The following is a 26,276-nucleotide window of genomic DNA, read 5'->3' on the forward strand; positions in this document are numbered from 1 at the left end:
ACCGTCCGGTGCGTCGTCGCCGGCCCCGTGCCCGGGCCCGGGTCAGCCGTTGTCGCCGGACGGCTCGGGGCCGGGCTGATTCTCCAGCAGTTCGGCGACGTGCGCCTCGGCCTGGCTCTCCACGGCCAGTCGGAACGCCTCGGTGAGCACGTTGACCACACCCTGGGTCAGCAGGATCGTCTCCCGGTCGGCGTCGGACCACGACGGGCGGGACCCGGCGCCACCCAGTTCGGGGGCGAGGGCCAGCATCCGGGCGGTGACGGCCGCGACCAGCTCGTCGGCGAGGGGCTTGACGCTGTCCAGCACCTCGCTGAGCGCCTGCAACGCCGGCACCGTGCCCATCCGCACCCGGTGCAGGTCCAGCGCGGCCCGCAGCGGCCGGGGCCGTACGGTGCGGACCGTCCCGTCCGGGGCCCGTCCGATCACCCCGTGCCGGGTCAGCGCATGGGTCAGCGCGGGCCGTTCGGTGGCCAGCCGTTGCAGCATCGCGGTCAGTCCGTCGGGTGCCTCGTCGCCGTTGCGCACGCCGAGCATCGCCTCGATGGAGACCAGGTTGAAGCCCTGCCGTTGCAGGGTCAGGATGGCCTCGAGGCGGCGGACGTGCGTGTCGTCGTAGAGCGCGACCCGACCTCGGCGCACCGGTGGGGCCAGCAGCCGGCGGGCCTGGTGGGCGCGGATGTTGCGCGCCGACATCCCCACCTTGCGGGCGAGCTCCTCCACGGTGTATCCGACCGCGGTGCCGGCGGTAGCCGGCCCGGTCGTCACCCGGTCGATGGTCACGGTGGCCTCCGCAGGCGTCGGGGACGGGGTACGGCGACCTGCCGGCCGGTTGCGGCGGACGGCGGGCTCCCCGGGGCCGAGCGTATGGCCGGGTAACTACCGGGCGACAGGAGGGGAACCACTACTTGTCCGCACCGGCGATCAACCACTATCCTCCGTGATTGCGCGATCACTGCCTTCCGTATTGCCCGGATCTCGCCGCTACTGCCCCGATCGCCGGGCCGACCGGTCAGCCGGCGTGGGCGGGCGCGGTGAACGGCAGCAGCACCCGGAACACGGTCGACCCCGGCACGGTGTCGACCCGGATGTCTCCGTGGTGCTTGTTGACCACGATCCGGTACGAGATGTCCAACCCCAGCCCGGTGCCCTCACCGACGCCCTTGGTGGTGAAGAACGGTTCGAAGATGCGCGGCCGGACCGCCTCGGGAATGCCCGGTCCGGTGTCGGCGACCTCGACCGTCAACAGGTCGCCGGCCCGCCCGGTGCGCAGCGTCAGCACGCCGTCCGCGCCCATCGCCGACAGGGCGTTGTCGATCAGGTTCGTCCACACCTGGTTCAGTTCCGCCGCGTACGCCGGGATGGGCGGCAGGTCCCGGTCGTACTCCCGGACCACCCGCACCCCGGGTGGGATCTTCGCCTTGAACATCACCAGGGTGGCGTCGAGCAGGTCGTGCACGTCCACCACCTGGTGCGGGGCCCGGTCCAGCTGCGAGTACTGCTTGGCCGCGCCGACCAGGGTGGAGATCCGGGTGACCGCGTCGTCGATCTCGGCCATCAACTGCTCGGTGTCCAGTGTGTACGACAGCCACCGCACCGCCGACTCCATGTCCTGCGGGCCGACCACCTCGCGTACCTGCTCCAGCCAGCCGGTGTCCAGGCCGGCGGCGACCAGCGTCGGCGCCAGGTCCCAGCCGGCGGTGACCTGGTGTTCGTCCAGCCAGTCGGCCAGCTCGTCCTCGGCGTCGCTGGCGGCCATCGGGGACAGTTGCGGCGCGCGGGCGGCCCGCTTCACCGCCTCCTCCTGCAACTCCACCAGGGTGTGCAGCCGGCGGCCGTCGAGCCGGCCGTCGGCGATCATCGCCAGCTTGTGCCGCATCCCGGCGACCCGGTCGCGGAGCGCGGAGGTGGCCCGTACGGCCGCGCCGGCCGGGTTGTTCAGCTCGTGGGTGAGCCCGGCGGACAACGAGCCCAGGGCGAGCAGCCGTTCCCGTTCGCCGATGATGGTCTGGGTGTCCCGCATCCCGAAGAACAGCCCCTCCAGCAGGTGCATCGCCATCGGGAACCAGGTCCGCACCGCGTGGGCGAACGTCTCGGCGGGCAGCACCAGGAACTCGGCGTCGGTGATCGCCCGCAGGGTGTTCAGGTAGACCTGGTCGACCTGCCCGCCCAGGTACGCCTGGGTGGCTCCGCCGTACACCCCGCGCTGGTCGGTGCGGTTGACCTCCAGGTCGTCGCCGTGCACCCGCCGACTCATCGACACCGTGCCGGACAGCAGGGTGAAGAAGCAGCTCGCCGGCTCACCCTCGGCATAGACGACGGTGCCGCCGGCCCGCTGCTCGACCCGGCCGTGCTCGGCCAGCCAGTCGAGCTGTTCGGGGTCGAGGGCGGCGAAGAGGAACAGCTCCCGTAGCTGGTCCGGGGTGAGTCGTTCGTCGGTGTCGCTCACTGTGCCTCCAGATAGCGGTGTACCAGCGAGACGGCCATCGCGCCCTCACCGACCGCCGAGGCGACCCGCTTGACCGACGAGGCCCGCACGTCACCGGCGGCGAACACCCCCGGCAGGCTCGACTCCAGGTGGTACGGGTCGCGGGCGAGGGTCCAGCCGGGTGGTTTCCGGCCGCCCGCGGTGAGGTCGGGACCCGCGACGATGAAGCCCCGCTCGTCGCGGGCCAGCACCCCGTCCAGCCACTCGGTGCGTGGCTCCGCGCCGATGAAGATGAACAACCAGGAGGCGTCCACCTCGCGGACGTCGCCACTGCGGGTGTCGCGCAGCCGCAGCCGTTCCAGATGCCCGTCACCCGCGCCGCCGACCACCTCGGTGTGCGGGTGCACCACGATCCGGTCGTTGCGCTCCAACTGCTGGATCAGGTACGACGACATCGACGCGGTGAGGTCGGCGCCCCGGATCAGCAGGTGCACCCGGCTGGCGTACCGGGAGAAGTGCACCGCCGCCTGGCCGGCCGAGTTGGCCCCGCCGACGATCCAGACGTCCTGGTCGACGCAGCTCGGGGCCTCGGTGGACGCCGCGCCGTAGAACACCCCCAGACCGGTCAGGTCGGCCAGACCGGGCGCGTCGAGCACCCGGTAGGACACTCCGGTGGCGAGCACCACCGTGTGCGCGGCGATGGTGCTGCCGTCGCCGAAGTGCAGCAGCCGGGCCGCCCCGGCGCTCTCCAGCCCCACCACCTCGCGGGTGCTGAGCAACTCCGCACCGAACTTCAGCGCCTGCCGGCGGGCCCGGTCGGTGAGCTGGGCGCCGGACACCCCGTCGGGGAAGCCGAGGTAGTTCTCGATCCGGCTGCTCTGCCCGGCCTGGCCGCCGGTGGCCCGCCGCTCCACCAGCACGGTGCGCAGCCCCTCCGAGGCCCCGTAGACGGCGGCACCGAGCCCGGCCGGCCCGCCACCGACCACCACCAGGTCGTAGAAGTCGGCTGCCGGGGCGACGGTGAGCCCGGCCACCGCGGCCAGTTCCGCCTCCGTCGGGGCGACCAGCGCCTTGCCGTCCGGCGTGACCACCAGCGGTACGTCGGTCGCGTCGGCCCCGGCGGCGGCGAGCAGCCGGCCGCCCTCCGGGTCGTCGGTGAGCAGCCAGCGGTAGGGCACCAGGTTGCGGGCAAGGAAGTCCCGGACCGCGAACGACGGCGCCGACCAGCGGTGCCCGACCACCCGGATCTCGTCGCTGGCCTGGTCGGGGCTGGCCGCCCAGGCTTCCAGCAGGGTGTCGACCACCGGGTAGAGCTTCTCCTCCGGCGGGTGCCACGGCTTGAGCAGGTAGTGGTCCAGGTCGACCACGTTGATCGCGTCGATCGCCGCGTCGGTGTCGGCGTACGCGGTCAGCAGCACCCGGCGGGCGGCCGGGAAGAGGTCCATCGCGGCCTCCAGGAACTGGATCCCGTTCATCTCGGGCATCCGGTAGTCGGCCAGCAGCACCGCCACCCGTTCACCGCGCAGCTTGATCTCCCGCAGCGCGTCCAGCCCGCCGGAGCCGGAGTCGGCCCGGACCACCCGGTACCGGTCGCCGTACCGGCGGCGGATGTCCCGGGCCACGGCCCGGGAGACGGCGGGGTCGTCGTCGATGGTGAGGATCACCGGCTGTGCCATGGTGCCCATGTAAGCACAGCCGGCGGTCCGGGCCGCCGCGCCGCCGATGGCGGTCCGGCGGCGGGTGTCCGTGGCGTTATCCGTTGGCTTTCCTCGGGGCGCGGCCTATGGTGGGCCTCATGTCCCTGGCCGTTCGACTGCGCCGTCCCGCCGCCACCGGTTCTCCGGTGACGGCGGTCGTGGTCGGCCGGTTCGAGGCGGTGGTGCCCGGTGCGGCACAGTCCGCCGTGGTGCCCACCCAGGGGCGGCCGAGCCCGATCCCCGCCGGGCGTGGCCCACCCGGAGAAACGCTCCTCCTCCGGATCGGCCACCAGGGCGAAGCCATTTCGGCTTCGGCCCTTTTTCTGTTTCCGTCCCTTTTTCTGCCCGTCGTTCCCCGCTTCCCGAAGCGCGGTGCCCCGAAAGGACACACCATGAGCACCGACCTGCACCACCAGGCCGAACAGCACCGGCTGACCATGCTCCGCCAGGCCCTCACCGATCAGTTCGCGACGCAGACGGCCCGGTTGACCGAGCTGACCGCCGACACCGGCGACCCGGCCGAGGCGCACACCCGGGGCGCGTTGATCGCGGCCACCCGGCAGAGCCTGGACCACCTGGCCGCAGCGCTGCGACGGCTGGCCGAGGGCGGCTACGGCCGCTGCGAACGCTGCGAGGCGGCGATCCCGGCGGAACGGCTGGAGGTGCTGCCGCAGGCCCGATTCTGCGTCCCCTGCCAGCAGAAGGCGCACGGCTGACCGGCCGTCCGTAGCCGGCGGTGGGGCGTGACGGGGTCGGGGACCCCATCCGCTGATTGCCCTTTCCGATCGATGGCCTCGCCGGTGGCCGGCCTTTCCGATCGACCGCCTCGCTGGTGCCGGGCCGGCACCAGCGAGGCGGTCGCCCCGGCGGGCGGCTTCTTCCCCGGCCTCCCGGCAACGGTGTCCTGCCGGGAGGCCGGAAGGAGGCTCGGAACCCCACTGCGCCCCCGCCACGATGCCGGGGAACCCACCCACCGGCCGCCGGGCCCGACGACCGCCCCACCAACCACCTAGCTACCTAGGATGTGTTACGCGAGGTGACCCCCGGAGCGTGGTACGAACGGGTACGGTGCTCGCCGTGACCGCAGACGATCACCGGGCGGCCGGCCCGGTCGCCGTGCTCGCCAATCCCACCGCCGGCCGGGGCCGCCATCGGGGTCTGCTGCCCCGGGTGCTCGACGGCCTCGCCACGGCCGGTCGGCCGGTGGAACTGCTCACCGCGCACACCCCGGCCGAAGCGGAGGCGGCCTGCCGCGCGGCGGTCGCCGCCGGAGCGTCCGCGCTGGTCGCGGTCGGCGGTGACGGTACCGTCCACCAGGCCCTCCAGGTGGTCGCCGGCACGGCCGTGCCGTTCGGCCCGGTGCCGGCCGGCACCGGCAACGACTTCGCCGCCGACACCGGGTTCCCGGCCGACCCGCTCGCCGCCGTCGAGGTGATCGCCGCCGCGCTGCGCGCCGGTCGCACCCACCCGGTCGACCTGGCCCGGATGTCCACCGCCGGTGGCGCCGACCGCTGGTACGGCGCGGTTCTCGCGGCCGGCTTCGACGCGATCGTCAACGAGCGCGCCAACCGGATGCGCTGGCCGCGCGGCCCCCGCCGGTACGACCTGGCGATCCTGGTCGAGTTGGCCCGGTTGCGCCCGCGTCGCTACACGCTGCGCCTCGACGGCACGGAACACCACGTGGACGCCGTGCTGATCGCCGTGGGCAACTGCGCCAGCTACGGCGGTGGGATGCGGATCTGCCCCGCCGCCGACCCCACCGACGGGCTGCTGGACGTGGTGGTCGGCGGCCGGTTCGACCGGCGCACCCTGATCCGGGTCAAGCCGCGCATCTACGCCGGCACCCACGTGGCGCATCCGCTGGTGCGCAGCTACCGGGCCCGTACCGTCGAGGTGGCCGCCGAGGGCATCACCACGTACGCCGACGGCGAGCGGTCCCTGGACCTGCCGGTGCGGATCACCGCGGTGCCCGGGGCGGTGCGGCTGCTGCGCTGAGCGGCCCCTGCGGCGGCAGCGCTGATCGGACCGTCCACCGGCGGCACCGGTCTGGGCAGGGCAGGACCGCCCCACCCGCCGGCCACCTACCCGCCGGGAGGGGCGGCGACGCGCGGGGCGGCGGCCCGGACCGCGCCGATGCTGGCGACGACCACCAGGCCGATCGCCAGCACCTCGACCGGGTGCAGGTCCTGGCCGAGGATCAGCCAGCCGGCGAGCGCGGCGAGCGCCGGCCCGAGGCTCATCAGCACCGCGAAGGTCGAGGTGGCCAGCCGGCGCAGGGCCAGCAGTTCCAGGGTGTAGGGCAGCACCGAGGCGAGCAGCGCCAGCCCCGCGCCGAGCGCGAGCACCCCCGGGTGCCACAGCCGGGCCCCGGCGTCGATCAGCCCGAGCGGCAGGGTGAGCACGGCGGCCAGGGCCAGGGCGAGGGCCAGCCCGTCGGTGCCGGGGAACCGGCCGCCGACCCGCGCGGAGCAGACGATGTACGCGGCCCACAGCGCGCCCGCCCCGAGCGCGAGGGCGACGCCGACCGGGTGCAGCCGGTCGAATCCGCCCTGGCCCAGCAGGACCACCCCGGCCAGCGCCAGCCCGGCCCAGCACCAGGCGGTCCACCGGCGGGCGGTGAGCACCGACAGGGTGAGCGGCCCGAGCACCTCCAGGGTCACCGCCAGGCCGAGCGGGATGCGTTCGATGGCCTGGTAGAAGACCGAGTTCATGCCGGCCAGGGCGAGCCCGAAGGCACCGACGGCGAGCCAGTCGGCCCGGTCGTGCCCGCGTAACCGGGGTCGGCACACCAGCAGCATGAGCAGGGCCCCGATGGCCAGCCGCAGGGTCACCGTGCCGGCCACCCCGACCCGGGGGAAGAGCAGCGCGGCGACGGCGGAGCCGAAGTGCACCGACAGCGCCCCGCCGAGCACCAGCCCGACCGCCGCGGTCCGGCCGGAAGTGTCGATCATGGGGATGGCAGGACCAGGTCGAGCACGGCGCCGAGACCACTGGGACGACCAGGGCCGGCGGCCGGCAGCACCAGCACCCCGCAGCCGGCGGCGACCGCCCCGGCGTCGGCGGGGGTGTCGCCGACCATCAGGGTCCGCTCGGGGTCCACCCGGAGCATCCCGCAGGCCCGCAGGAAGATGCCCGGGTCCGGCTTGCACCGACCCACCTCGTACGACAGCGCGTAGGCGTCGATCAGGTCGGCCAGCCCCCAGGCGGCGAAGAACGGCCGGAGGTCGAAGCCGATGTTGCTCACCACCGCCACCGGAATCCCGGCGGCCCGCAGCGCGGTCAGCACCGGCGCGGTGTCCGGGTAGGGAACCCAGCCCTGTGGCACCAGCACCCGTTCGTAGAGCGCCTCGGCGAAGCCCTCGATGCCGGCGTCGACCGTCTCGGCCAGCCCGGTGTAGGCGGCCCGGTGGGCGTGCTCGTAGAGATCCCGGTCGGCCCAGAGTTCGGCCAGTCGGGGCGGCACCCGGGCCGGCAACGGACCGCCGGCCCGACCGGCGGTGAGCAGCCGGTCGGCCAGCGCGGTGGCCCGCATCCGCTCCAGGCTCACCCCGCATGTCGCCGCCGCGGCGACCACCCAGTCGTGGGCCTGTTCGACCTGGGCGAGGGTGCCGTGGAAGTCGAAGAGCACCGCCTCCACGGGGCGGCGGGACGCACCCGCGGGGGTGGCGTCCCCGACGCCGTTCGAGGCGTCGGGCGGTTCGGCATGATCCGGCACGTCGTGCACCCTACCGACCCGCCCCGAGCCCGTTGCCGGACGGCCTTGGCGGGTGGTCGTCGGTGGTACCGATTAATCTTGCTGACATGTCGAGCCCCGCCGAGCGGTACGCCGAGGCACGCCGCCGGGCTGCCCAGGCCGCCCAGTTCCCGGCCCTGGAAGAGTTCGCCCTCGACCTGGGGTTCGATCTCGACGATTTCCAGCGCGAGGCGTGCCAGTCCCTGGAGCGGGGCAGCGGGGTGCTGGTCTGTGCCCCGACCGGGGCGGGCAAGACGGTGGTCGGCGAGTTCGCCGTACACCTGGCGTTGCGGGGCACGCCTGCGGCGGTGTCGGCGGCGGCCGACGAGCCGGCGACGCCACCGGTGCGGCGCAAGTGCTTCTACACCACGCCGATCAAGGCGTTGTCCAACCAGAAATACCACGACCTGGTGCAGCGCTATGGTGCCGCACAGGTCGGCCTGCTCACCGGCGACAACGCGATCAACGGGGACGCCCCGGTGGTGGTGATGACCACCGAGGTGCTGCGCAACATGCTCTACGCCGGCTCGGCCACCCTGGCCGGGCTGGCCTACGTGGTGATGGACGAGGTGCACTACCTGGCCGACCGGTTCCGGGGCGGGGTCTGGGAAGAGGTGATCATCCACCTGCCCTCCTCGGTCACCCTGGTGTCGCTGTCCGCGACGGTCTCCAACGCCGAAGAGTTCGCCGACTGGCTGGTCACCGTGCGCGGTGAGACGGCGGTGGTGGTCAGCGAGCACCGGCCGGTGCCGCTGTGGCAGCACATGCTGGTCGGCAAGCGGATGTTCGACCTGTTCCACGACGCCGACGCGGCCCGCAAGCACGACGTGCACCCCGAGCTGTTGCGCTACACCCGGGACCAGACCCGGCGGCTGGAGCTGGGGGAGGGGCGCAGCGCCGGCCCCGGCGGCGGGCGGCGTGGCCCGCGCTGGCGGGGCCCGATGCGCCCCGACATCGTCGACCGGCTGGACCGGGAGGGGCTGCTCCCGGCGATCCTGTTCATCTTCAGCCGGGCCGGCTGCGCCGCCGCCGTGCAGCAGTGCCTCGCGGCCGGTCTGCGGCTGACCTCGGCGGAGGAACGGGCCGAGATCCGCCGGGTGGTGGAGTCGCGGGTCACCGCGATCCCCGGTGAGGATCTGACCGTGCTGGGCTACTGGGAGTGGCTGGACGGGTTGGAGCGTGGTCTGGCCGCCCACCACGCCGGGATGCTGCCGGTGTTCAAGGAGGTCGTCGAGGAGCTGTTCGTCCGGGGTCTGGTCAAGGCGGTCTTCGCCACCGAGACCCTGGCGTTGGGCATCAACATGCCGGCCCGGTGCGTGGTGCTGGAACGGCTGGTGAAGTTCAACGGCGAGGCCCACGTCGATCTCACCCCGGGGGAGTACACCCAGCTCACCGGGCGGGCCGGCCGACGGGGCATCGACGTCGAGGGGCACGCCGTGGTGGTCTGGTCGCCGGAGACCGACCCCCGGCACGTGGCCGGCCTGGCCTCCACCCGTACCTACCCGCTGCGGTCGAGCTTCCGGCCGTCGTACAACATGGCGGTGAATCTGGTCGGCAGCGTCGGCGTCGAACCGGCCCGCGCGCTGTTGGAGTCGTCGTTCGCCCAGTTCCAGGCGGACCGGTCGGTGGTCGGGCTGGCCCGCCAGGTGCAGCGCAACACCGAGACCATCGACGCGTACGGCGCGGAGGCGGTCTGCCACCAGGGTGACTTCGACGAGTACTTCGCGTTGCGGGTGGCCATCGCCGACCGGGAGCGGGCCATCGCCCGGCAGGGGCAGACCCAGCGCAAGGCCGCCGCGGTGGCCGCGCTGGAGCGGCTGCGGGTCGGTGACGTGATCCGGGTGCCGTCGGGGCGGCGGGCCGGGCTCGCGGTCGTCCTCGACCCGGCGACCGGGGGGTTCGGTGAGCCCCGGCCGCTGGTGCTCACCCAGGACCGGTGGGCGGGCCGGGTCAGTCCCGGCGACTTCACCACTCCGGCCGAGGTGCTCGCCCGGATCCGGGTGCCCAAGCACTTCAACCACCGTTCGCCGGCCGCCCGCCGGGATCTCGCCGCCGAGGTCAGCGGCACCGGGCTGGACCGGCACGGTGGTCGTCGGGGTGGGCGCTCCCGGCAGGCCGCCGGTGAGGATCACCGGCTCAGCCAGCTCCGCACCGAGCTGCGTCGGCATCCCTGCCACGCCTGCCCGGAGCGGGAGGAACACGCCCGCTGGGCGGAGCGGCGACGGCGGTTGGAGAACGACACCGAGGAGCTGCGGCAGCGGGTCTCCGGGCGGACCGGTTCGTTGGCCCGGACCTTCGACCGGATCGTCGCGTTGCTGACCGCGCGGGGTTACCTGTCCGTCGAGGGCGGTGTCACCGACGCCGGGCGGATGCTCGGCCGGATCTGGACCGAGGCGGACCTGCTGGTCGCCGAGTGCCTACGTCGGGGTGTCTGGGACGGTCTGTCCCCGTCGGAGTTGGCCGCCGCCGTGTCGGTGGTGGTCTTCGAGGCCCGCCGGGACGCCGACGAGCGGGCGTCGCTGCCGCGTGGGCCGGTCGCCGACGCGGTCGACGAGACGCTCACGTTGTGGAGCGAGATCGAGGCCGACGAGGCACAGCGCGGCCTGACCGTCACCCGCGAGCCGGATTTCGGGTTCGCCTGGCCGATCTACCGGTGGGCACGGGGGGAGACGCTGGCCAAGGTGCTCGCCAGCGGGCACCAGATCGACGGCGAGATGCCCGCCGGTGACTTCGTCCGGTGGGCCCGGCAGGTTGCCGACCTGCTCGGTCAGCTATCCGACTCCGGCGGTGCGCCGACCGAGCTGCGGGCCACCGCGCGGCAGGCGATCGCCGCCGTGAACCGGGGCGTACTCGCCCATTACACCTCCACCTGATCATCACTTTCGGTCACCGGAGGGCGGTGAATCGACGCATCGGAAGGTCACCGTGACGGCACCCGCCAGAAAACCGGGGGGTCGATGTTGCGCCTGCTCGGAGCCTCCCCGATCATTGCTCGGGCGCGGTCTCCTACGCGCCGGTAATGAGTGGGGGGAAGGCCGCCGTGGCGGAGATCAATCACTTTGAGTACGGGTGGATCACACCCGCCCTGAGTTACGCGCTGTCCGTGCTCGGTTCGTTCCTCGGTCTGGTCTGCGCCGGGCGGATCCGCACCGCCACCAGCTCCGGCCAGAGCGTCTGGTGGGGCCTGCTGGCGGCGTGGGCGATCGGCGGCACCGCGATCTGGGCGATGCACTTCATGGCCATGCTCGGCTTCGCGGTCACCGGCACCCGGATCCGGTACGACGTCCCGCTCACCGCCGCCAGCACGGTGATCGCCGTCACCGCGGTCGGGATCGGCCTGGCCATCGTCGGCACCGGCCGGCTCGGCGCGGCCAAGGTCCTCGGCGGCGGCCTGTTCACCGGCATCGGTGTCGCCGCCATGCACTACACCGGGATGGCCGCGATGCGGCTCAACGGTGACCTGGACTACGACGGCGCCCGGGTGGCCCTGTCGGTGGTCATCGCCGTCGTCGCGGCCACCGTGGCGCTGTGGCTGGCGATGACCGTCCGCCGGGGCCTGGCGATCGCCGGCTCCGCGCTGGTGATGGGGGTCGCCGTCAACGGTATGCACTTCACCGGCATGAGCGCCCTGTCGGTGCACCTGCACGGGCAGCGCGGCGAGGTGAACGGGGCGGGGGTGAGCACCCTGCTGGTGCCGATCGTCCTTGCGGTGATCTTCGTGGTGGTGGGGCTGGTCTACGCGTTGCTCGCCGCCCCCACCGACGACGACCGGGCCGCCGCCGCCTACCTGGACGCCCGGCAGGTCACCCCGCCGGCCGCCGCCCCGGAGCCCGCCCCGGACCCGGTGGGCCTGCGCAGCCGGTCGGCCACCCTGGGCCGCCCGGGCACCCCGTTCCCGTCCCGCCGGGACGTCCCACCGCCGCGCTGACCGGGTCCGTCCGTCCGGCTGGCGAGCCGGACGTGCGGGTTGCCGGGCCGTGCGGGGCTGGCGGCCCGGCCGGGACGGTGCGGCCCGGTGACCCAGCCCTGACCGGCCGGGTCACCGGTCAGGGCTGGGTGGCGAGGGCGTCGACCAGCCGTCGGCAGGAGCCGGCCAGGTTCCACAGTTGCGCCAGCTCCAGTAGCCGGTCCGGGTCGACCGGTGCGGTCGGCAGCGCGGTGGACAGCGTCGGCAGCGGCACATCGGTGGCGACCCGGACCACCTTCGGGGCCACCGCCAGGTAGTCGCGGGCGCCGTCGAGCTTGGCCCGCAGCCCGGGGGCGAAGCCGGAGCCCGGGTCGTCGAGCGCGGTGAGGATGCCGGGCAGGCCACCGTAGCGGTCGATCAGCCGGGCGGCCGTCTTCTCGCCCACCCCGGGGACCCCGGGCAGCCCGTCGCTCGGGTCGCCGCGCAGTGCGGCGAAGTCGGCGTACCGGTCGGCGGGCACGCCGTAGCGGGCCCGGACCGCCGCGTCGTCGCAGTCGTCGAGCTTGGCCACCCCGCGACCGACGTAGAGCAGCCGGACCCGGCGGGCGTCGTCGATGAGCTGGAACAGGTCCCGGTCTCCGGAGACCGCCTCCACCGGACCGGGTTGGGTGACCGACAGGGTGCCCAGCACGTCGTCGGCCTCGTAGCCGGTCGCCCCGACGGCGGGGATGCCGATCGCGGCCAGCACGTCGAGGATCACCGGCACCTGGGGGGAGAGGGTGTCGGGCACCTCCTCACCACCCTCCGGGGCGACCCGGTGCGCCTTGTACGACGGCAGCAGCTCCACCCGCCAGGCGGGCCGCCAGTCGTGGTCGAACGCGCAGACCATCCGGTCCGGCCGGCGGGTGCGGACCAGTTGGGCGAGCATGTCGAGGAAACCGCGCACGGCGTTGACCGGCTGGCCGTCCGCGGTCCGCGCGGCCGACTCGGGCACGCCGAAGTAGGCCCGGAAGTAGAGGCTGGGGGCGTCGATCAGCAGGATCGGGGGTTGGTCTGCCACGCCCGACAGCCTGGCACAACCCACCGACGAGAGGGGGGATGACCGCCCCCGCCCCCGCAGCGCGCTGCGGACGGCGTCGAGGTCGTCTCCCGTACCCGGCGGGGCCGGGTCACCAGCGCACCGGCGCGGTGGCCAGGAACGCGCCGAGCCGGTCGGCGATCAGCTCGTGGTCACGCCGGGACGGGTGCCACCGGCAGCCACCGTGGTCCAGGCCGGTGCTGTCCTGGTACCAGTAGCGGACCCGGTCGTGGCGTTCCCGGACCACCTGCTCGGCGGCCTCGGCGAACGCGGTGGTGGTCCACTTGCTGCGCGGTCACCACGATGAGGGTGTTGCGGCCGCACCGGGCCCGCAGCCGGTCGAGGAAGCCGTGGTAGGCGTCCCGGTAGGCGCGACGCAGGGTCTGCGGCGTCCACGCCTCGTCGCGGACTGGACCAACGCCACCGGGCTGCCGCGCCGGTCGGGTCCACGGCCCGGCCCTTCCACGGGCGGTCCTTCCTGGTGCTCGACGCGCCTCGCCTCGCCGCCGCGCTGCGGTCGGCGGTCGTCGACCCGGCCCTGCGGGACCGGCCGCTGGTCGGGGCCGTGGACCAGTACGTCGACAGCGTGGACGTCCTGACCCACCCCGACCGGGCCCGCCGGGTCGCGGGGGCCGTCACCGGCTGACCGGCGACGGCGGTCGTGCCGCTGCTCCGGCCGGGGCAGCCGCCCGCGCCACCCCGGCCGGAGCCGACGGTCAGCCGGCCGTGCCCCGGATGCGGGTACGGATGAACTCGCCCGACTCGGTCAGCACGGCGGTCCCGGTGAAGTCGGTGCCGGCGCAGGTGCCCTGCCGGAAGACCGAGTTGCTCTCCGGTCCGTCGGAGTAGCTCCACATCGCGTAGCTGACCTTCAGGCTCTTGAGCAGGTCCAGCCAGGCGGTGGCGCTGTCCAGGTCGTTGGGGCCGTCCCCGGTGAAGGTCTGGGTGCCGAACTCGCTGACGAACAGCGGCAGGCTCCGGGCGGCGCGGGCCACCGTAGCGCGTTGCAGGTCCCGGTGGGACGCGGCGTAGAAGTGGAAGGTGTACATGATGTTGGCGGCGTCGACCGGGTCGTCGAGCACCTCGGTCTCGTCGGCGCCCTCGGAGACGCCGAGCGAGGAGAATCCCCGGGTGCCGACCAACACCACACTGTCCGGGTCGGCGGCCCGGATCACCGGGATGACCTGCTCGGCGTAGCTCTTGATGTCGGCCCAGCCGACCCCGTTGGGCTCGTTGGCGATCTCCCAGAGCACGTTGGTCCGATCGGCGTGCCGGGCGGCGACCTCGGCGAAGAACGACTGGGCCCGCTCCAGGTTGAACCGGGGGTCGCCGGGGGTCAGGATGTGGAAGTCGACCACCACGTAGAGGCCGAGCGCGCTGGCGGCCACCACGGCCTCGTCGACCTTGCGGGTGAAGCCGGCCGGGTCGGTCTCGAAGCCACCCTCCTGGACGTACATGGCCACCCGGACGAAGTCGGCCCGCCAGTCGGTGCGCAGCGCGGCCAGCGAGTCCGGGTTGAGGCAGTTCGGAAAGAACTGGAGGCCGTGGCTGCTCATGCCGCGCAGCTGGATCGGCTCGCCGGCCTCGTCGCACAGATTCACCCCGCACACCCGCAGCCGGCCGTGCACGGCCACCGGGGAGCCGGCGGGCGCGGTGGCCGGTGGCCCGGCGGTCGGCGATTCGGTGGTCGTGGCGTCGGCGGTGGCCGGTGGCCCGGCGGTGGCGACCGGGCCCGCGGTGGCCGGCGGCGTCGGCTCGGTGTCGGCGCTGGCGGTGGGGATGGCCAGGGCCGCCCAGCCGGCGACGAGCGCGGCGAGGGCCACCCCCGTCGAGGTCAGTACTGCGCGTCGGTGCATCGGAGACTCCGGTCGGGCTCGTCGGGACCGGGGAAGGCACCCGGTGGTACGCAATCGCCGCAGCCTCGGTTCACCGGATCGCCGTCGGTCCCCGACCACCGGACTGGGCCGCGGCCCAAACGACCGTTAAGCTGACGGGGTGGCGCCCGACGACGGGCAACGGCTCACCACCACCCCTGGAGCTCATCGCAAAATGACTGTCGACCGGATCCTTCCCACCGACGAGGCCCACGACCTGCTCGCCCTCGCCACCGAACTCGCCGACCGGGAGCTCGCGCCGAGGGCCGTCGACTTCGAGGAGCGCGCCGAGTTCCCCCGGGAGGTGCTGCGCACCCTGGGCCGGGCCGGCCTGCTGGGTCTGCCGTACGCCGAGGAGCACGGCGGCGCCGCCCAGCCGTACGAGGTCTACCTCCAGGTGTTGGAGATCCTGGCCGGGCGCTGGCTCGCGGTCGCCGAGGCGGTCAGCGTGCACACCCTGTCCTGCTACCCGCTTGCCGAGTTCGGCACCGACGCCCAGCGCACACTGCTGCCGGACCTGCTGGGCGGGGAACTGCTCGGGGCGTACTGCCTCTCCGAGCCGCAGGGGGGCTCGGACGCGGCGTCGCTGACCACCAGGGCGGTCCGCGACGGCGACGACTACCGGGTCACCGGGGTCAAGGCGTGGATCACGCACGCCGGGGTGGCGGACTTCTACAACGTCTTCTGCCGCACCGGCGAACCGGGCCCGAAGGGCATCTCCTGCCTGCTGGCCGACCGGGACACGCCGGGCATCGTGCCGCAGGCGGCCGAGCGGACCATGGGACTGCGCTCCTCGCCGGTGGCGCAGGTCGCCTTCGACGACGCCCGGGTGCCGGCGGACCGGCTGATCGGCGGCGAGGGGGCGGGGTTCACCATCGCGATGTCCGCGCTGGACTCGGGGCGGCTCGGCATCGCCGCCTGTGCGGTCGGCCTGGCCCAGGCGGCGCTGGACTACGCCGTCGGTTACGCCCGGGAACGGCAGCAGTTCGGCCGGGCGATCATCGACTTCCAGGGGCTGGGCTTCCTGCTGGCCGACGCGGCCACCCAGATCTCCGCCGCCCGGGCGCTCACCCTGGCCGCCGCCCGGCTGCGCGACGCCGGCCGGCCGTACTCGATCGAGGCGGCCAAGGCGAAGCTGTTCGCCACCGACGTGGCGATGCGGGTGACCACCGACGCGGTGCAGGTGCTCGGCGGGTCCGGTTACGTCTCCGACCATCCGGTCGAGCGGTACATGCGCGAGGCGAAGGTGCTGCAGATCGTCGAGGGCACCAACCAGATCCAACGGCTGGTGATCTCCCGGGCGTTGGCGAAGGACTAGCCTGTGCCGGTGACCTTTCCCCGGATCACCATCGACCCCGAGGTGATGGGTGGCGCACCCTGCGTGCGGCAGTCCCGGATCCCGGTGGCGACCCTGCTGGCGATGATGGCGGAGGGGATGTCGGTGACGGACATCCTCACCGATCTGCCCTTCCTCGACGAGGAGGATCTGGCCGAGGTGTTGACCTTCGCGGCGGACGCGGTGCGCGACCGGGCGGCCCGCTGAGCGTCACATCCGGCGGGACGTCGTCGCCAGGGGAGCGCTCCACCGGGTAGGTTGCACGCGTGGAGGAGATCGACCGTGCCATCGTCGCCGCGCTGACCGCCGACGGCCGCCTGTCGTACACGGACCTGGCGGAGAGGGTCGGCCTGTCGGTCTCGGCCGTGCACCAGCGGGTCCGCCGGCTGGAACAGCGCGGCGTGATCAACGGGTACACCGCCCGGGTGTCGTTCGAGGCGCTGGACCTGCCGATGACGGCGTTCGTGGCGATCCGGCCGTTCGACCCGTCCCAGCCGGACGACGCGCCGGAACGGCTGGCCCACCTGCCCGAGATCGACTCCTGCTACTCGGTGGCGGGGGAGGACTTCTATCTGCTCCTGGTGCGGGTGGCCGGGCCGGGCGACCTGGAACGGGTGCTCCAGGAGATCCGTACCGCCGCGAACGTCACCACCCGCACGACGGTGGTGTTGTCGACCCCGTACGAGGGTCGGCCCCCGAAGGTCACCGTCGGTGAGCTGCGGACCCGCGCCCGGGGCGGCGCGGAAGCGTCGACCTGAATCCTGACCGGTGTCCTGCGGGTCCGTGGTCGACGGGGCTGACGTCGACGAACCGACGGCGGTGACCGGGGCCGTGCTCAGCGGCCGTTCCAGCGCAGGATCACCGGTCGGCCGTGTTCGTGGCCGAGCACGCTGACGGTGGCGGTGTCCAGGCGGAGTTTGCCGCCGCCCGCAGCGGGCAGGCCGATCCACCGGGCACCGACCACCCGCAGTTGGTGGGCGTGTCCGACCAGGCCCACGCTGCCCCGCTCCAGCAGCGGAGCGAGCCGGGCGAGCAGCCGGTCGACCCGGATGCCGATCTCGTCAGGGGACTCCCCGTCGGGGCAGCCGTCGGTCCAGATGTCCCAGTCCGGCCGGTCGGTGTGGATGTCGGCGGTGGTCCTGCCCTCGTACCGGCCGTAGTTCCACTCGACGAGGTCGTCGTCGGTGCGGTCGACGGTGAGGTCGGCGAGCTGCGCGGTGCGCAGCGCCCGTAGCCGGGGGCTGGCGAGCACGGTGGCGGGGTGCTGGCCGGCCAACACCCCGGCCAACGCGCGGGCCTGCCGCTCGCCGTCGGGGGTCAGCTCCAGATCGGTGTACGAGGTGTGCTGCCGGCTGGCGCTCCACGTCGTCTCGCCGTGCCGGATCAGGATGATCTCGCTCATCTGCCCAGTCAACCAGCATCCGTCGGCACCGGCCCGGCCGCGCCCGCAGTTTCCGGCGGAGGGACGCCGATCCGTTTCCTCTTGGTGCAGGTGGCCGGCACCGCATCCGGGAGCGCAGAGCGTGCCGTCGTCCTCCGGGTTCCTACCGGTGGCGGGAGGGGATCGTCACCCCGCCGGTCGGGCGAGTTTGGCGGCCACGGCGTCGAGGACCCAGTCCAGGCCGGTCGCGAAGGAGACCTCGGCGGCCACCTCCGTGCCGTCGTGCACGGCCCTGCTCAGCGCCGGGAAGCGGCCGGTGGCCAACATCTTCGTCACGTGCGGGCCGGAGGCACGCTGCCAGTCGCGCTTGGACAGGCCGGTGGCGCGTTCGGCCCGCAGGTCGGCGACCTCGCGCCTGATCGCGCCGGTGAAGTAGGCGCTGACCGTCTCCACGGCGCGCATGACGGTGTCGACGTCGGCGAGGCCGTCGAGGGCGGCCAGCGTGGCCTCGGTGACGGCGAGGCTGTTCGGGCCCAGGGCCGGGCGGCCGCCGAGCAGGTCGGCCAGCCATTCGTGCCGCAGCGCGGCCTGCCTGGTGCGGTGGGCGAGGCCGCGCAGCGCCTCCCGCCAGTCACCGGGCCGCTCCCCGGGAACGATCTCGGCGTACACCTCGTCCACCATGAGGTCGAACAGTTGGTCCTTGGTGGAGATGTAGCCGTACAGCCGCATCGGGCCGGCGTTCAGCCGGGCGGCGACCTTGCGCACCGACACCGCCGCCAGCCCGCCCTCGTCGGCCAGCGCGATGGCGGCGGCGATGATCGACCCCCGGTCGAGCGGCACGGGGGGATGCGGCGGCTCGGGCCGGTCCCAGACACTCATGATCACTCCCTGTCGTTGCGCTGCATTGTACGGGCGCTATACGGTGTATCGCCATGAGACATCGTATAGCTGTGGTCGGCGGCGGCCCAGGGGGCCTGACCTTCGCCCGTGTCCTGCACCGTCACGGCCACCCCGTCGCCGTCCTCGAACGCGATCCCGCACCCGAGGCCCGGCCGCCGGGCGGGACGCTGGACCTGCACGAGGGGTTGGGTCAGCTGGCCCTGGACAAGGCGGGGTTGCTGGCGGAGTTCCAGGCGCTGTCCCGTCCCGAAGGGCAGGCGATGCGCATCCTGGACGCGGCGGGGACCGTGCTGCGGGACTGGCGGCCCGCTCCGGACGAGCGGGCCAACCCCGAGATCGACCGCGGGCAACTGCGGGACCTGCTGCTCGGCTCCCTCGACGTGCGGTGGGGGCGGGCGGTGACGCGGGTGGTGCCGGTGCCGGGGGAAGGCGTCCTGGTGCATTTCGCCGACGGGCGGCCGGAGACGTTCGATCTCGTGGTGGGCGCGGACGGCGCCTGGTCCCGGGTCCGTCCGGCGGTCTCGCCGGTGACGCCGCAGTACACCGGCGTCACCTCGGTGGAGACCTCCCTCGACGACGTCGACATCCGTCACCCTGACCTCGCCCGGCTGATCGGCGACGGTTCGGTGTCCGTGTACGGCGTGAACCGGTCTCTCGTCGCCCAACGCAACAGCGGCGGTCACGTCAAGGTGTACGCCAGGCTCCGCGCGCCGCTGGACTGGCACGCGCACCTGGACCTGACCGACGTCGAGGCCACGCGATCCGGTCTGCTGGCGCTGTTCGACGGCTGGGCCGCTCCCGTGCGCGACCTGCTCGGCCACGGCACCGCCTTCGCCCACCGACCCGTGTACGTCCTACCCGGGTCCCACACCTGGGCCCACGTCCGGGGGGTGACGCTACTGGGCGACGCCGCCCACCTGATGCCGCCGTTGGGGGCAGGCGCGAACCTCGCGATGCTGGACGGTGCCGAGCTGGCGGAGGCCATCGCCGCCGACCCGGAGAATCTGGACGAGGCAGTCCGTGCCTTCGAGGAACAGATGTGGGCCCGGGCCGCCAGCTGGTCGAGGATCACGACGGCCGGTCTGGAACGCCTGGTGAGCCCGGACCCCGCCGAAGCCCTCGCCCTCTTCGACCAGGTCCAGCCCTCCTGATCGCCAGCAGCAGGGCGCCGCGACCGCACGGGCACGGTGCCGTCGCGGCGCTCCGCACCGAACCACCGCGCGACGAACGCGGCCCGCCGCGCGGGATGGCAGGCCCCGCCGGAGCGACCCGGTCAGTCGGCCGGCGCACCGACACTGCGCACGCCCGCCGCCAGCAGCAGCCCGCTGCCGCCTATTGTCCTAGGATGCCTTACCCGTGGTGTGCCAGGGCACACCACGAACACCAGCGCCTACGGCGCAAATTCGTTTCGGGCCGGACAGAACGGGGACCCCATGGACCCGGGGCGTCGGCCCCGGGTAACCGCCGGAGCGACAGGAGGCGACATGAGCTTCACCGACAAGGCGAAGAACAAGGCCCAGGAGCTGACCGGCGCCGCGAAGGAACGAATCGGCGACGTCACCGACAACGAGCGGATGCGGGCCGAGGGCGCCACCGAGCAGAGCGAGGCGAAGGCCCGGCAGGCCGGTGAGCACGTCAAGGACGCCGGTCGTGACGTCAAGGACGCCATGCGCTGAGCAACGTCGCCGCAGCGGATGGCCCCCTGGAACGCCCGGGGGCCATCCGCGTTAGCGTGCGGTCATGCTGGTCGCCCGTTCGCTGGTGTTGTTCGTCCTGGCCGCACTCGCCGAGATCGGTGGCGCATGGCTGATCTGGCAGGGCTGGCGGGAGCACCGCGGGCTGTGGTGGATCGCCGGCGGCGTGGTCGCGCTGGGCGGGTACGGCTTCGTGGCGACGTTCCAGCCGGACGCCCACTTCGGCCGGATCCTGGCCGCGTACGGCGGGGTCTTCGTGGCGGGCTCGCTGGCCTGGGGAATGCTGGTGGACGGTTTCCGGCCGGACCGGTGGGACCTGACGGGCGCGGCGATCTGCCTACTCGGCGTCGCTGTGATCATGTACGCCCCACGCGGGGCGTGACGCCCGCCGCCCCCGTGACCGGTGGGGTCACGGGGGCGGCGGGGTAACGGCGTGGGGTCAGTCGTCGCGGTGTGCGGCCCACCACTGCTGGCCGGTCTCGGGGAGGGTGTCGATCGGGTCGTAGTAGGCGTAGCGCTTGTTGAGCGCCTCCAGGTCGGCCGACTCGATGGAGGTGCGGTAGTTCTTGGTCCAGTAGGAGATGCCGCGCTCCCGGTCGTACTCGGTGAGCATGTGCACCCAGCGCTTGCCGACGAAGGGGACGTCGCAGACGATCCGGGGGGTGGCGTAGCCGGGCAGGTAGCCCATGATGTCGTGCTGGAGCTGCTGGGCGTGCCAGACCGGGACCCGCCAGTGTTCGGCGTTGGGGATCATGTCGCACATGTAGAAGTAGTAGGGCAGGATGCCGGCTTCGCCCTGGAGGGCGAAGCAGAGGTCGAGCAGGTCCGGGGCGGTGGCGTTGACGCCGCGCATGAGCACGCCCTGGTTGCGGACGTCGCGGACGCCGACGTCGAGGGCGGTCTGGGTGGCCCTGGCGACCAGCGGGGTGATCGACTGGGCGTGGTTGACGTGGGTGTGGATGGCCAGGTTGACGCCGCGGCGGGCGGCGGTGCGGGCGACCCGTTCCAGGCCCTCGACGACGTCGTTCTGGAGCCAGTGCTGGGGGAGGCCCATCAGGGCCTTGGTGGCGAGCCGGATGTCGCGGACGGTTTCCAGTTCGAGCAGCCGCATGAGGTACGACTCAAGGTTGCGCCAGGGGACGTTGGCCACGTCGCCGCCGGAGACGACCACGTCGCGGACGCCGGGGTGGGCCTTGAGGTAGCTGATGTGGGCGTCGTAGCGGTCGACGGGCTTGAGGGTGAGCTTGAGCTTGTCGACGGCGGGGGTGGAGTTGCCGACCAGGTCCATCCGGGTGCAGTGCCCGCAGTACTGGGGGCAGGTGGAGAGCAGTTCGGCGAGGACCTTGGTGGGGTAGCGGTGGGTGAGGCCCTCGGCGACCCACATGTCGTGTTCGTGGAGTGAGTCGCGGCTGGCGTAGGGGTGTGACGGCCAGTCGGTGCGCCGGTCGGCGGCGACGGGGATCATGTAGCGCCGGATGGGGTCGGCGCGGAACGCCTCGGTGGTCATCGGGGCGAACGGCACCATCGTGTTGATCATCTGGGGTGGCACCAGCATCGACATGGTGGCCAGGGCCTGCTGGTCGGCGACCAGGTCGGCGTAGAAGGTCTCGTCGACGGTGTCGCCGAGGACGGCGCGCAGCTGCTTGATGTTCTTGACGCAGTTGACGCGTTGCCACTGGGCGTTCTCCCACTGCTCGCGGGTGATGTGACGCCAGCCGGGGAAGCGGGTCCAGTCGGGTTCGACCAGGGGGCTGCGGCGGTATTCGTAGGGCTGTCCGGCGGTCGGCACGGTGACCGGGGCGGGGCGGGGCCCAGGGATGGTCGCCATCGGTTGGGTCTGGGTCACGGCCCCTCCTCGTGGTGTGCGTGGCCGGGGTGACCGGCGAGCGGTGATCGGCAGATTCGAAGGCTACTGGAAAATATCCGGCGAAGAAATTAGTCTGCCGTAAGTTTTCCCGCGATGCGAGTCCTGGCCGGGGCTTCGGGCGGTGGAGAGGGGGAGGTTGGTGTGACATCACCGGTGGGCCTGCACCGCGTCGTGGAACCGGCGGGGGTGCTGCCGCAGGCGGCCTGGCGGCTGGACGCCGACCCCCGGATCGCCCCGAACGAGGTGCGCATCCGGGTCGAGCGGCTGAATCTCGACGCGGCGAGCTTCCGGCAGTTGGCCGAGAAGCACGGCGGGGACGGTGCGAAGGTCCGCGCCGAGGTGCTGGAGATCGTGTCGACCCGGGGCAAGATGCAGAATCCGGTGACCGGGTCGGGTGGGATGCTGATCGGCACCGTGGAGGAGGTCGGTCGCCGGTCACCGCTGGGGTTGACGGCGGGTGACCGGGTGGCGACGCTGGTGTCGTTGACGTTGACGCCGTTGACCATCCTCGACGGGTTGGCCCGTTGGGACGGGCGCAGCGAGCAGGTGCCGTGCGACGGGTACGCGATCCTGTTCGCCCGGTCCATCGCGGCGGTGCTGCCGGCGGATCTGCATCCGGAGTTGGCGCTGGCGGTGCTGGACGTGTGTGGGGCGCCGGCGTTGACCGCCCGGGTGGTCGCCGAGCAGGTGGCGCGGCGGGAGCGCGCCGGTGACCGGTCGGCGGTGACGGTGGCGGTGATCGGTGGGGGCGGTAAGAGCGGGTCGTTGTCGTTGGCGGCGGCGCGGCGGGCGGGCGCGGGTCGTACCGTCGGGGTGGTGCCGGTGGCGGCGGAGCGGGACGCGCTGGTGGCGGCCGGTCTGGCGTCGGTGGTGGCGTTGGCCGATGCCCGGGATCCGGTGGGGTTGTCGTCGGCGGTGACCACGGCGTTGGGTGGGCCGGCGGACGTGACGGTGGTGTGCGTGGACGTGCCGGGGTGTGAGCACGGGGCGGTGTTGGCCACGGCGGACGGCGGCACGGTGATCTTCTTCTCGATGGCGACGAGTTTCGCGGCGGCGGCGTTGGGTGCGGAGGGGCTGGCGGCGGACGTGACGATGCTGGTGGGCAACGGTTACGTGCCGGGGCACGCGGATCTGGCGTTGGGGTTGTTGCGCGCGGAGCCGGGGGTACGTGGTCTCTTCGAGTCCCGGTTGGCGGCAGACTGAGTGCCATGACGAACCCCTCGACGTTGTACTGCGGTGGAGTGCTGCACTGTCCGGCGGAGCCGAGCGCGACGGCGCTGTTGGTGCGGGACGGGCGGATCGCCTGGTTGGGTGGTGACGCGGATGCGCCGGCTGCCGATCGGGTGGTGGAGTTGGACGGGGCGTTGGTGACGCCGGCGTTCGTGGACGCGCACGTGCACGCCACGGACACCGGGTTGGTGTTGTCGGGCCTGGATCTGTCGTCGGTGCGGTCGTCGGGGGAGTTGCTGGCGTCGGTGTCGGCGTTCGCGGCGGGTCGGCCGGGTGACGCGGTGGTGTTGGGGCACGGCTGGGACGAGTCGACGTGGGTGGATCCGCGGCTGCCGGGGGCGGTGGAGCTGGATCGGGCGGCGGGTGGCCGGCGGGTGTACCTGTCGCAGGCGTCGATCCATTCGGCGTTGGTGTCGCAGGCGTTGCTGGCGGCGTGTCCGGAGGCGGCGGGGGTGCCGGGTTTCGACGCTTCGGGGTGGTTGCGGCGGGACGCGCACCATGTGGTGCGGGTGGCGGCGCAGGGTTCGGTGGGTCGGGCGCAGCGGGTGGCGGCGCAGCGGGTGGCGTTGGCGCATGCGGCGTCGTTGGGGATCGCGGCGGTGCACGAGTGTGGTGGTCCGCAGATTTCCGACGAGGAGGACTTCACCGGGTTGTTGGCGTTGTCGGGTGCGGGGTTGCCGGAGGTGTACGGGTACTGGGGTGAGTTGTCGGGGGCGGCGCGGGCCCGGGAGTTGGGTGCGGTGGGTGCGGGTGGTGATCTGTTCGCGGACGGGGCGTTGGGGTCGCGGACGGCGCACGTGTCGCGGGACTACGTCGATGGTGAGGGTTGCGGGCACGGTTATCTGAACGCTGTTCAGGTGCGTGACCATCTGGTGGATTGTGCGGCGCACGGGATGCAGGGCGGGTTCCATGCGATCGGGGATGCGGCGATCTCGACGGTGTTGGCGGGGTTCGCTGCGGCGGCGGCGGTGTTGGGGACGGACCGGGTGCGGGCGGCCCGGCACCGGGTGGAGCACGCGGAGATCATGAGTAAGCGGTTGATCGCGGGGTTCGTGGAGTACGGGGTGGTGGCGAGCATGCAGCCGGCGTTCGACCGGTTGTGGGGTGGTGCGGGTCGGATGTACGAATCGCGGCTGGGTCTGGCCCGGTCGTTGGAGTCGAATCCGATGGGGGCGATGCACGGTGTGGGGGTGGCGTTGGCGTTCGGGTCGGATTCGCCGGTGACGCCGTTGGATCCGTGGGGGTCGGTGCGGGCGGCGGCGGCGCATCACAGTGCGGCGCAGCGGATGAGTGTGCGGGCGGCGTTCGCGGCGCACACCCGGGGCGGGTGGCGGGCGGTGCACCTGGACAACGAGGGTGTGCTCGCGTTGGGGGCGCCGGCGACGTTCGCGGTGTGGGACACCCCGGTGGGGGTGGAGCGGGGGTTGCCGGTGTTGCAGGCCGACGATCCGGAGTTGCGGGGGCCGGCGGATCCGACGCCGTTGCCGGTGTGTCGGCGCACGGTGTTGCGCGGTGAGGTCATCTATGAGGAAGGCATTTCGTGAGCGAGCGATCCATCGGTACGGCGCGGCAGGGCGGGTCGGGCAAGCTTGGTCTTGATCCGGTGTTGGTGGGGCGGGCGCGGGAGTTGGCGCGTCGGGCCGGGCAGCCGGTGGTGGATCTGGCGCGTAGTCACACGACGGTGTCGGTGGAGCGGGCGGTGTTGAGGCTGGCCGGGGTGTCGGGTGCGGATCCGGATGGGATTCCGTGGGTGAACCGGTTGGTGGATGCGGTGGTGGCGGATGTCGGTCTGGGTCACGGGGTGGCGTTGCCGGTGTTCGACGCGCTGGTCCGGGAGGGTGTCCCGGATGTGACGTTGTTGGCGCAGAAGGCGGCGGCGGGGTCGGTGCGGTTCGTGGTGCCGTCGGGGAAGGCGGCGACGGCGGCGCGGCGGGCGTCGCGCCGGGCGGTGGCGGCGGGTGTGCGGCAGGTGGATCGGCGGCGGGCGGAGCGGGAGCGTCTCGTCCGGCGGTACGGGGATCCGAAGCGGCGGCCGTGGATCTATCTGATCGTGGCTACCGGGGACATCTATGAGGACATTCCGCAGGCGCAGGCGGCGGCGCGGGCGGGTGCGGACGTGATCGCGGTGATCCGGTCGACGGGGCAGTCGTTGTTGGATTATGTGCCGGAGGGGGCGACCCGGGAGGGGTTCGCGGGGACGTACGCGACGCAGGAGAACTTCCGGTTGATGCGGGCGGCGTTGGATGAGACGTCGAAGGAGTTGGGCCGCTATGTGCGGTTGACGAATTACGCGTCGGGGTTGTGTATGCCGGAGATGGCGACGTTGGCCGGTCTGGAGCGGCTGGACATGATGCTCAACGATTCGATGTACGGGATTCTGTTCCGGGACATCAATCCGATTCGGACGTTCGTGGACCAGCGGTTTTCGCGGCAGGTGCACGCGCGGGCGGGGATCATCATCAACACCGGTGAGGACAACTATCTGACCACGGCGGATGCGGTGGACGAGGCGCACACGGTGACGGTGTCGCAGTTGCTCAACGAGTTCTTCGCGCATGAGGCGGGGTTGGCGGACTGGCAGTTGGGTCTGGGGCACGCGTTCGAGATCAACCCGGATGTGCCGGAGTCGTTCCGGTTGGAGTTGGCGCACGCGTTGTTGGCGCGGGAGTTGTTTCCGGATGCGCCGTTGAAGTGGATGCCGCCGACGAAGCACATGACCGGTGACGTGTTCCGGGGGAATCTGTTGGACGGGTTCTTCAATCTGGTGGGCGCGATGACGGGGCAGGGGATCCTGTTGGTGGGGATGATGACGGAGGCGGTGGTGACGCCGTGGTTGTCGGATCGGGACATCGCCCTGCAGAACGTGCGGTACGTGTTGGGTGCGGCGGGTGGGTTGCACGAGGATTTCGTGCCGGCGCCGGGTGGGTTCATCCAGCAGCGGGCGCACCGGGTGCTGGGTGAGGCGGTGGATCTGCTGGAGCGGATCGGGGACCAGTCGTTGTTGACGGCGATCGCCGAGGGCACGTTCGGCATCATGAAGCGGCCGGCGGACCGGGGTAAGGGGCTGGCGGGGGTGGCGCGGCACGAGGCGGCCTACTACAACCCGGCGACGGAGATCCTGGAGCAGGTGGCATGAGCGGGCGCACCGAGCGGA

The 26,276-nt window shown here is 72.7% G+C and carries 25 protein-coding genes; 14 read left to right on the forward strand and 11 right to left on the reverse strand.

Annotation, left to right across the window (positions count from 1 at the left end; translation table 11 throughout):
- Positions 1–42 precede the first annotated feature (42 nt).
- The 3 genes from GA0070216_RS06005 to GA0070216_RS06015 all read right to left on the reverse strand — a co-directional run bounded on the left by GA0070216_RS06005 (position 43) and on the right by GA0070216_RS06015 (position 4,101).
- On the reverse strand, positions 43–780 hold the full coding sequence (locus GA0070216_RS06005) for a MerR family transcriptional regulator (RefSeq protein ID WP_091240163.1): 738 nt from the start codon (positions 778–780) through the stop codon (positions 43–45).
- 229 nt (positions 781–1,009) lie between these two features.
- The gene (locus tag GA0070216_RS06010; RefSeq protein ID WP_091240166.1) at positions 1,010–2,446 is read right to left on the reverse strand and encodes an ATP-binding protein; all 1,437 of its coding nucleotides are present in this window, start codon (positions 2,444–2,446) and stop codon (positions 1,010–1,012) included.
- Positions 2,443–4,101: an NAD(P)/FAD-dependent oxidoreductase gene (locus GA0070216_RS06015; RefSeq protein WP_091240969.1), complete on the reverse strand. Its 1,659-nt coding sequence runs from the start codon at positions 4,099–4,101 to the stop codon at positions 2,443–2,445. The genes GA0070216_RS06010 and GA0070216_RS06015 overlap by 4 nt, the downstream gene beginning before the upstream one ends.
- 413 nt (positions 4,102–4,514) lie before the next feature.
- Between GA0070216_RS06015 and GA0070216_RS06020 the strand changes: the two genes are divergently transcribed.
- Together GA0070216_RS06020 and GA0070216_RS06025 are read left to right on the forward strand one after the other, a co-directional pair.
- A complete protein-coding gene (locus tag GA0070216_RS06020) occupies positions 4,515–4,838 on the forward strand; it encodes a TraR/DksA family transcriptional regulator (protein WP_091240169.1) in 324 nt (107 codons plus the stop codon).
- Between the two features lie 352 nt (positions 4,839–5,190).
- On the forward strand, positions 5,191–6,117 hold the full coding sequence (locus tag GA0070216_RS06025) for a diacylglycerol kinase family protein (RefSeq protein ID WP_091240171.1): 927 nt from the start codon (positions 5,191–5,193) through the stop codon (positions 6,115–6,117).
- Positions 6,118–6,203: 86 nt separating this feature from the next.
- Here the strand turns inward: GA0070216_RS06025 and GA0070216_RS06030 are convergent, their stop codons facing one another.
- Both GA0070216_RS06030 and GA0070216_RS06035 read right to left on the reverse strand, forming a co-directional pair.
- Positions 6,204–7,073: an EamA family transporter gene (locus GA0070216_RS06030; protein WP_091240173.1), complete on the reverse strand. Its 870-nt coding sequence runs from the start codon at positions 7,071–7,073 to the stop codon at positions 6,204–6,206.
- Positions 7,070–7,837 carry an HAD family hydrolase gene (locus tag GA0070216_RS06035; protein ID WP_091240975.1) on the reverse strand — a complete coding sequence of 256 codons (768 nt, stop codon included), beginning with the start codon at positions 7,835–7,837 and terminating at the stop codon, positions 7,070–7,072. Before GA0070216_RS06035 ends, GA0070216_RS06030 begins: the two co-directional genes overlap by 4 nt.
- A gap of 86 nt (positions 7,838–7,923) precedes the next feature.
- Between GA0070216_RS06035 and GA0070216_RS06040 the strand changes: the two genes are divergently transcribed.
- Both GA0070216_RS06040 and GA0070216_RS06045 read left to right on the forward strand, forming a co-directional pair.
- Positions 7,924–10,728, forward strand: a complete 2,805-nt coding sequence (locus GA0070216_RS06040; protein WP_091240175.1) for a DEAD/DEAH box helicase — start codon at positions 7,924–7,926, stop codon at positions 10,726–10,728.
- Between the two features lie 146 nt (positions 10,729–10,874).
- Positions 10,875–11,783 carry an MHYT domain-containing protein gene (locus tag GA0070216_RS06045; protein WP_425413130.1) on the forward strand — a complete coding sequence of 303 codons (909 nt, stop codon included), beginning with the start codon at positions 10,875–10,877 and terminating at the stop codon, positions 11,781–11,783.
- Between the two features lie 118 nt (positions 11,784–11,901).
- On the opposite strand, the gene GA0070216_RS06050 is transcribed toward GA0070216_RS06045, so the two are convergent.
- Complete coding sequence (locus tag GA0070216_RS06050; protein WP_091240180.1) at positions 11,902–12,822, reverse strand: 5'-3' exonuclease; 921 nt, start codon at positions 12,820–12,822, stop codon at positions 11,902–11,904.
- Positions 12,823–12,931: 109 nt separating this feature from the next.
- Positions 12,932–13,087, reverse strand: coding sequence for a hypothetical protein (locus tag GA0070216_RS34395; RefSeq protein ID WP_176738850.1), 156 nt, complete (start codon positions 13,085–13,087; stop codon positions 12,932–12,934).
- Between the two features lie 234 nt (positions 13,088–13,321).
- Here GA0070216_RS34395 and GA0070216_RS06055 point away from each other — a divergent pair, with 234 nt between their 5' ends.
- Entirely contained in the window at positions 13,322–13,486 is a 165-nt protein-coding gene (locus tag GA0070216_RS06055) for a hypothetical protein (protein ID WP_245722330.1), read from the forward strand.
- Positions 13,487–13,556: 70 nt separating this feature from the next.
- On the opposite strand, the gene GA0070216_RS06060 is transcribed toward GA0070216_RS06055, so the two are convergent.
- Positions 13,557–14,696 (reverse strand): glycoside hydrolase family 5 protein, encoded by a 1,140-nt coding sequence (locus GA0070216_RS06060; protein WP_091240185.1) that lies wholly within the window; start codon positions 14,694–14,696, stop codon positions 13,557–13,559.
- A 193-nt stretch (positions 14,697–14,889) separates the two neighbouring features.
- Between GA0070216_RS06060 and GA0070216_RS06065 the strand changes: the two genes are divergently transcribed.
- Genes GA0070216_RS06065 through GA0070216_RS06075 form a run of 3 tightly spaced genes read left to right on the forward strand, consistent with a single transcriptional unit; the run spans position 14,890 to position 16,808 of the window.
- Entirely contained in the window at positions 14,890–16,032 is a 1,143-nt protein-coding gene (locus tag GA0070216_RS06065) for an acyl-CoA dehydrogenase family protein (RefSeq protein WP_091240188.1), read from the forward strand.
- Positions 16,033–16,041: 9 nt separating this feature from the next.
- On the forward strand, positions 16,042–16,257 hold the full coding sequence (locus GA0070216_RS06070; RefSeq protein WP_091240979.1) for a DUF433 domain-containing protein: 216 nt from the start codon (positions 16,042–16,044) through the stop codon (positions 16,255–16,257).
- Positions 16,258–16,316: 59 nt separating this feature from the next.
- Positions 16,317–16,808, forward strand: a complete 492-nt coding sequence (locus tag GA0070216_RS06075) for an Lrp/AsnC family transcriptional regulator (RefSeq protein ID WP_091240192.1) — start codon at positions 16,317–16,319, stop codon at positions 16,806–16,808.
- A 77-nt stretch (positions 16,809–16,885) separates the two neighbouring features.
- Here the strand turns inward: GA0070216_RS06075 and GA0070216_RS06080 are convergent, their stop codons facing one another.
- Positions 16,886–17,452, reverse strand: coding sequence for a histidine phosphatase family protein (locus GA0070216_RS06080; protein WP_091240196.1), 567 nt, complete (start codon positions 17,450–17,452; stop codon positions 16,886–16,888).
- A gap of 165 nt (positions 17,453–17,617) precedes the next feature.
- The gene (locus GA0070216_RS06085) at positions 17,618–18,310 is read right to left on the reverse strand and encodes a TetR/AcrR family transcriptional regulator C-terminal domain-containing protein (RefSeq protein WP_091240982.1); all 693 of its coding nucleotides are present in this window, start codon (positions 18,308–18,310) and stop codon (positions 17,618–17,620) included.
- A 53-nt stretch (positions 18,311–18,363) separates the two neighbouring features.
- On the opposite strand from GA0070216_RS06085, the gene GA0070216_RS06090 reads away from it, so the two are divergent.
- From GA0070216_RS06090 to GA0070216_RS06100, 3 genes are all read left to right on the forward strand, one after another.
- Complete coding sequence (locus tag GA0070216_RS06090) at positions 18,364–19,482, forward strand: FAD-dependent oxidoreductase (protein ID WP_091240200.1); 1,119 nt, start codon at positions 18,364–18,366, stop codon at positions 19,480–19,482.
- Positions 19,483–19,815: 333 nt separating this feature from the next.
- Positions 19,816–20,007: a CsbD family protein gene (locus tag GA0070216_RS06095; protein WP_091240203.1), complete on the forward strand. Its 192-nt coding sequence runs from the start codon at positions 19,816–19,818 to the stop codon at positions 20,005–20,007.
- A gap of 64 nt (positions 20,008–20,071) precedes the next feature.
- On the forward strand, positions 20,072–20,407 hold the full coding sequence (locus tag GA0070216_RS06100; RefSeq protein ID WP_091240206.1) for a YnfA family protein: 336 nt from the start codon (positions 20,072–20,074) through the stop codon (positions 20,405–20,407).
- Between the two features lie 57 nt (positions 20,408–20,464).
- Here GA0070216_RS06100 and GA0070216_RS06105 read toward each other — a convergent pair whose 3' ends face one another.
- Positions 20,465–21,871 carry a KamA family radical SAM protein gene (locus tag GA0070216_RS06105; protein ID WP_425413131.1) on the reverse strand — a complete coding sequence of 469 codons (1,407 nt, stop codon included), beginning with the start codon at positions 21,869–21,871 and terminating at the stop codon, positions 20,465–20,467.
- A 114-nt stretch (positions 21,872–21,985) separates the two neighbouring features.
- Here GA0070216_RS06105 and kdd point away from each other — a divergent pair, with 114 nt between their 5' ends.
- Genes kdd through kamD form a run of 3 tightly spaced genes read left to right on the forward strand, consistent with a single transcriptional unit; the run spans position 21,986 to position 26,258 of the window.
- Complete coding sequence (gene kdd, locus GA0070216_RS06110) at positions 21,986–23,095, forward strand: L-erythro-3,5-diaminohexanoate dehydrogenase (RefSeq protein WP_176738851.1); 1,110 nt, start codon at positions 21,986–21,988, stop codon at positions 23,093–23,095.
- 5 nt (positions 23,096–23,100) lie between these two features.
- Positions 23,101–24,666 (forward strand): amidohydrolase, encoded by a 1,566-nt coding sequence (locus GA0070216_RS06115; protein ID WP_091240212.1) that lies wholly within the window; start codon positions 23,101–23,103, stop codon positions 24,664–24,666.
- On the forward strand, positions 24,663–26,258 hold the full coding sequence (gene kamD / locus GA0070216_RS06120) for a lysine 5,6-aminomutase subunit alpha (protein WP_245722331.1): 1,596 nt from the start codon (positions 24,663–24,665) through the stop codon (positions 26,256–26,258). Before GA0070216_RS06115 ends, kamD begins: the two co-directional genes overlap by 4 nt.
- The last annotated feature ends 18 nt before the right edge of the window (positions 26,259–26,276 follow it).

The organism is Micromonospora matsumotoense, from assembly GCF_900091525.1.
In the GTDB taxonomy this organism is placed as follows: domain Bacteria; phylum Actinomycetota; class Actinomycetes; order Mycobacteriales; family Micromonosporaceae; genus Micromonospora; species Micromonospora matsumotoensis.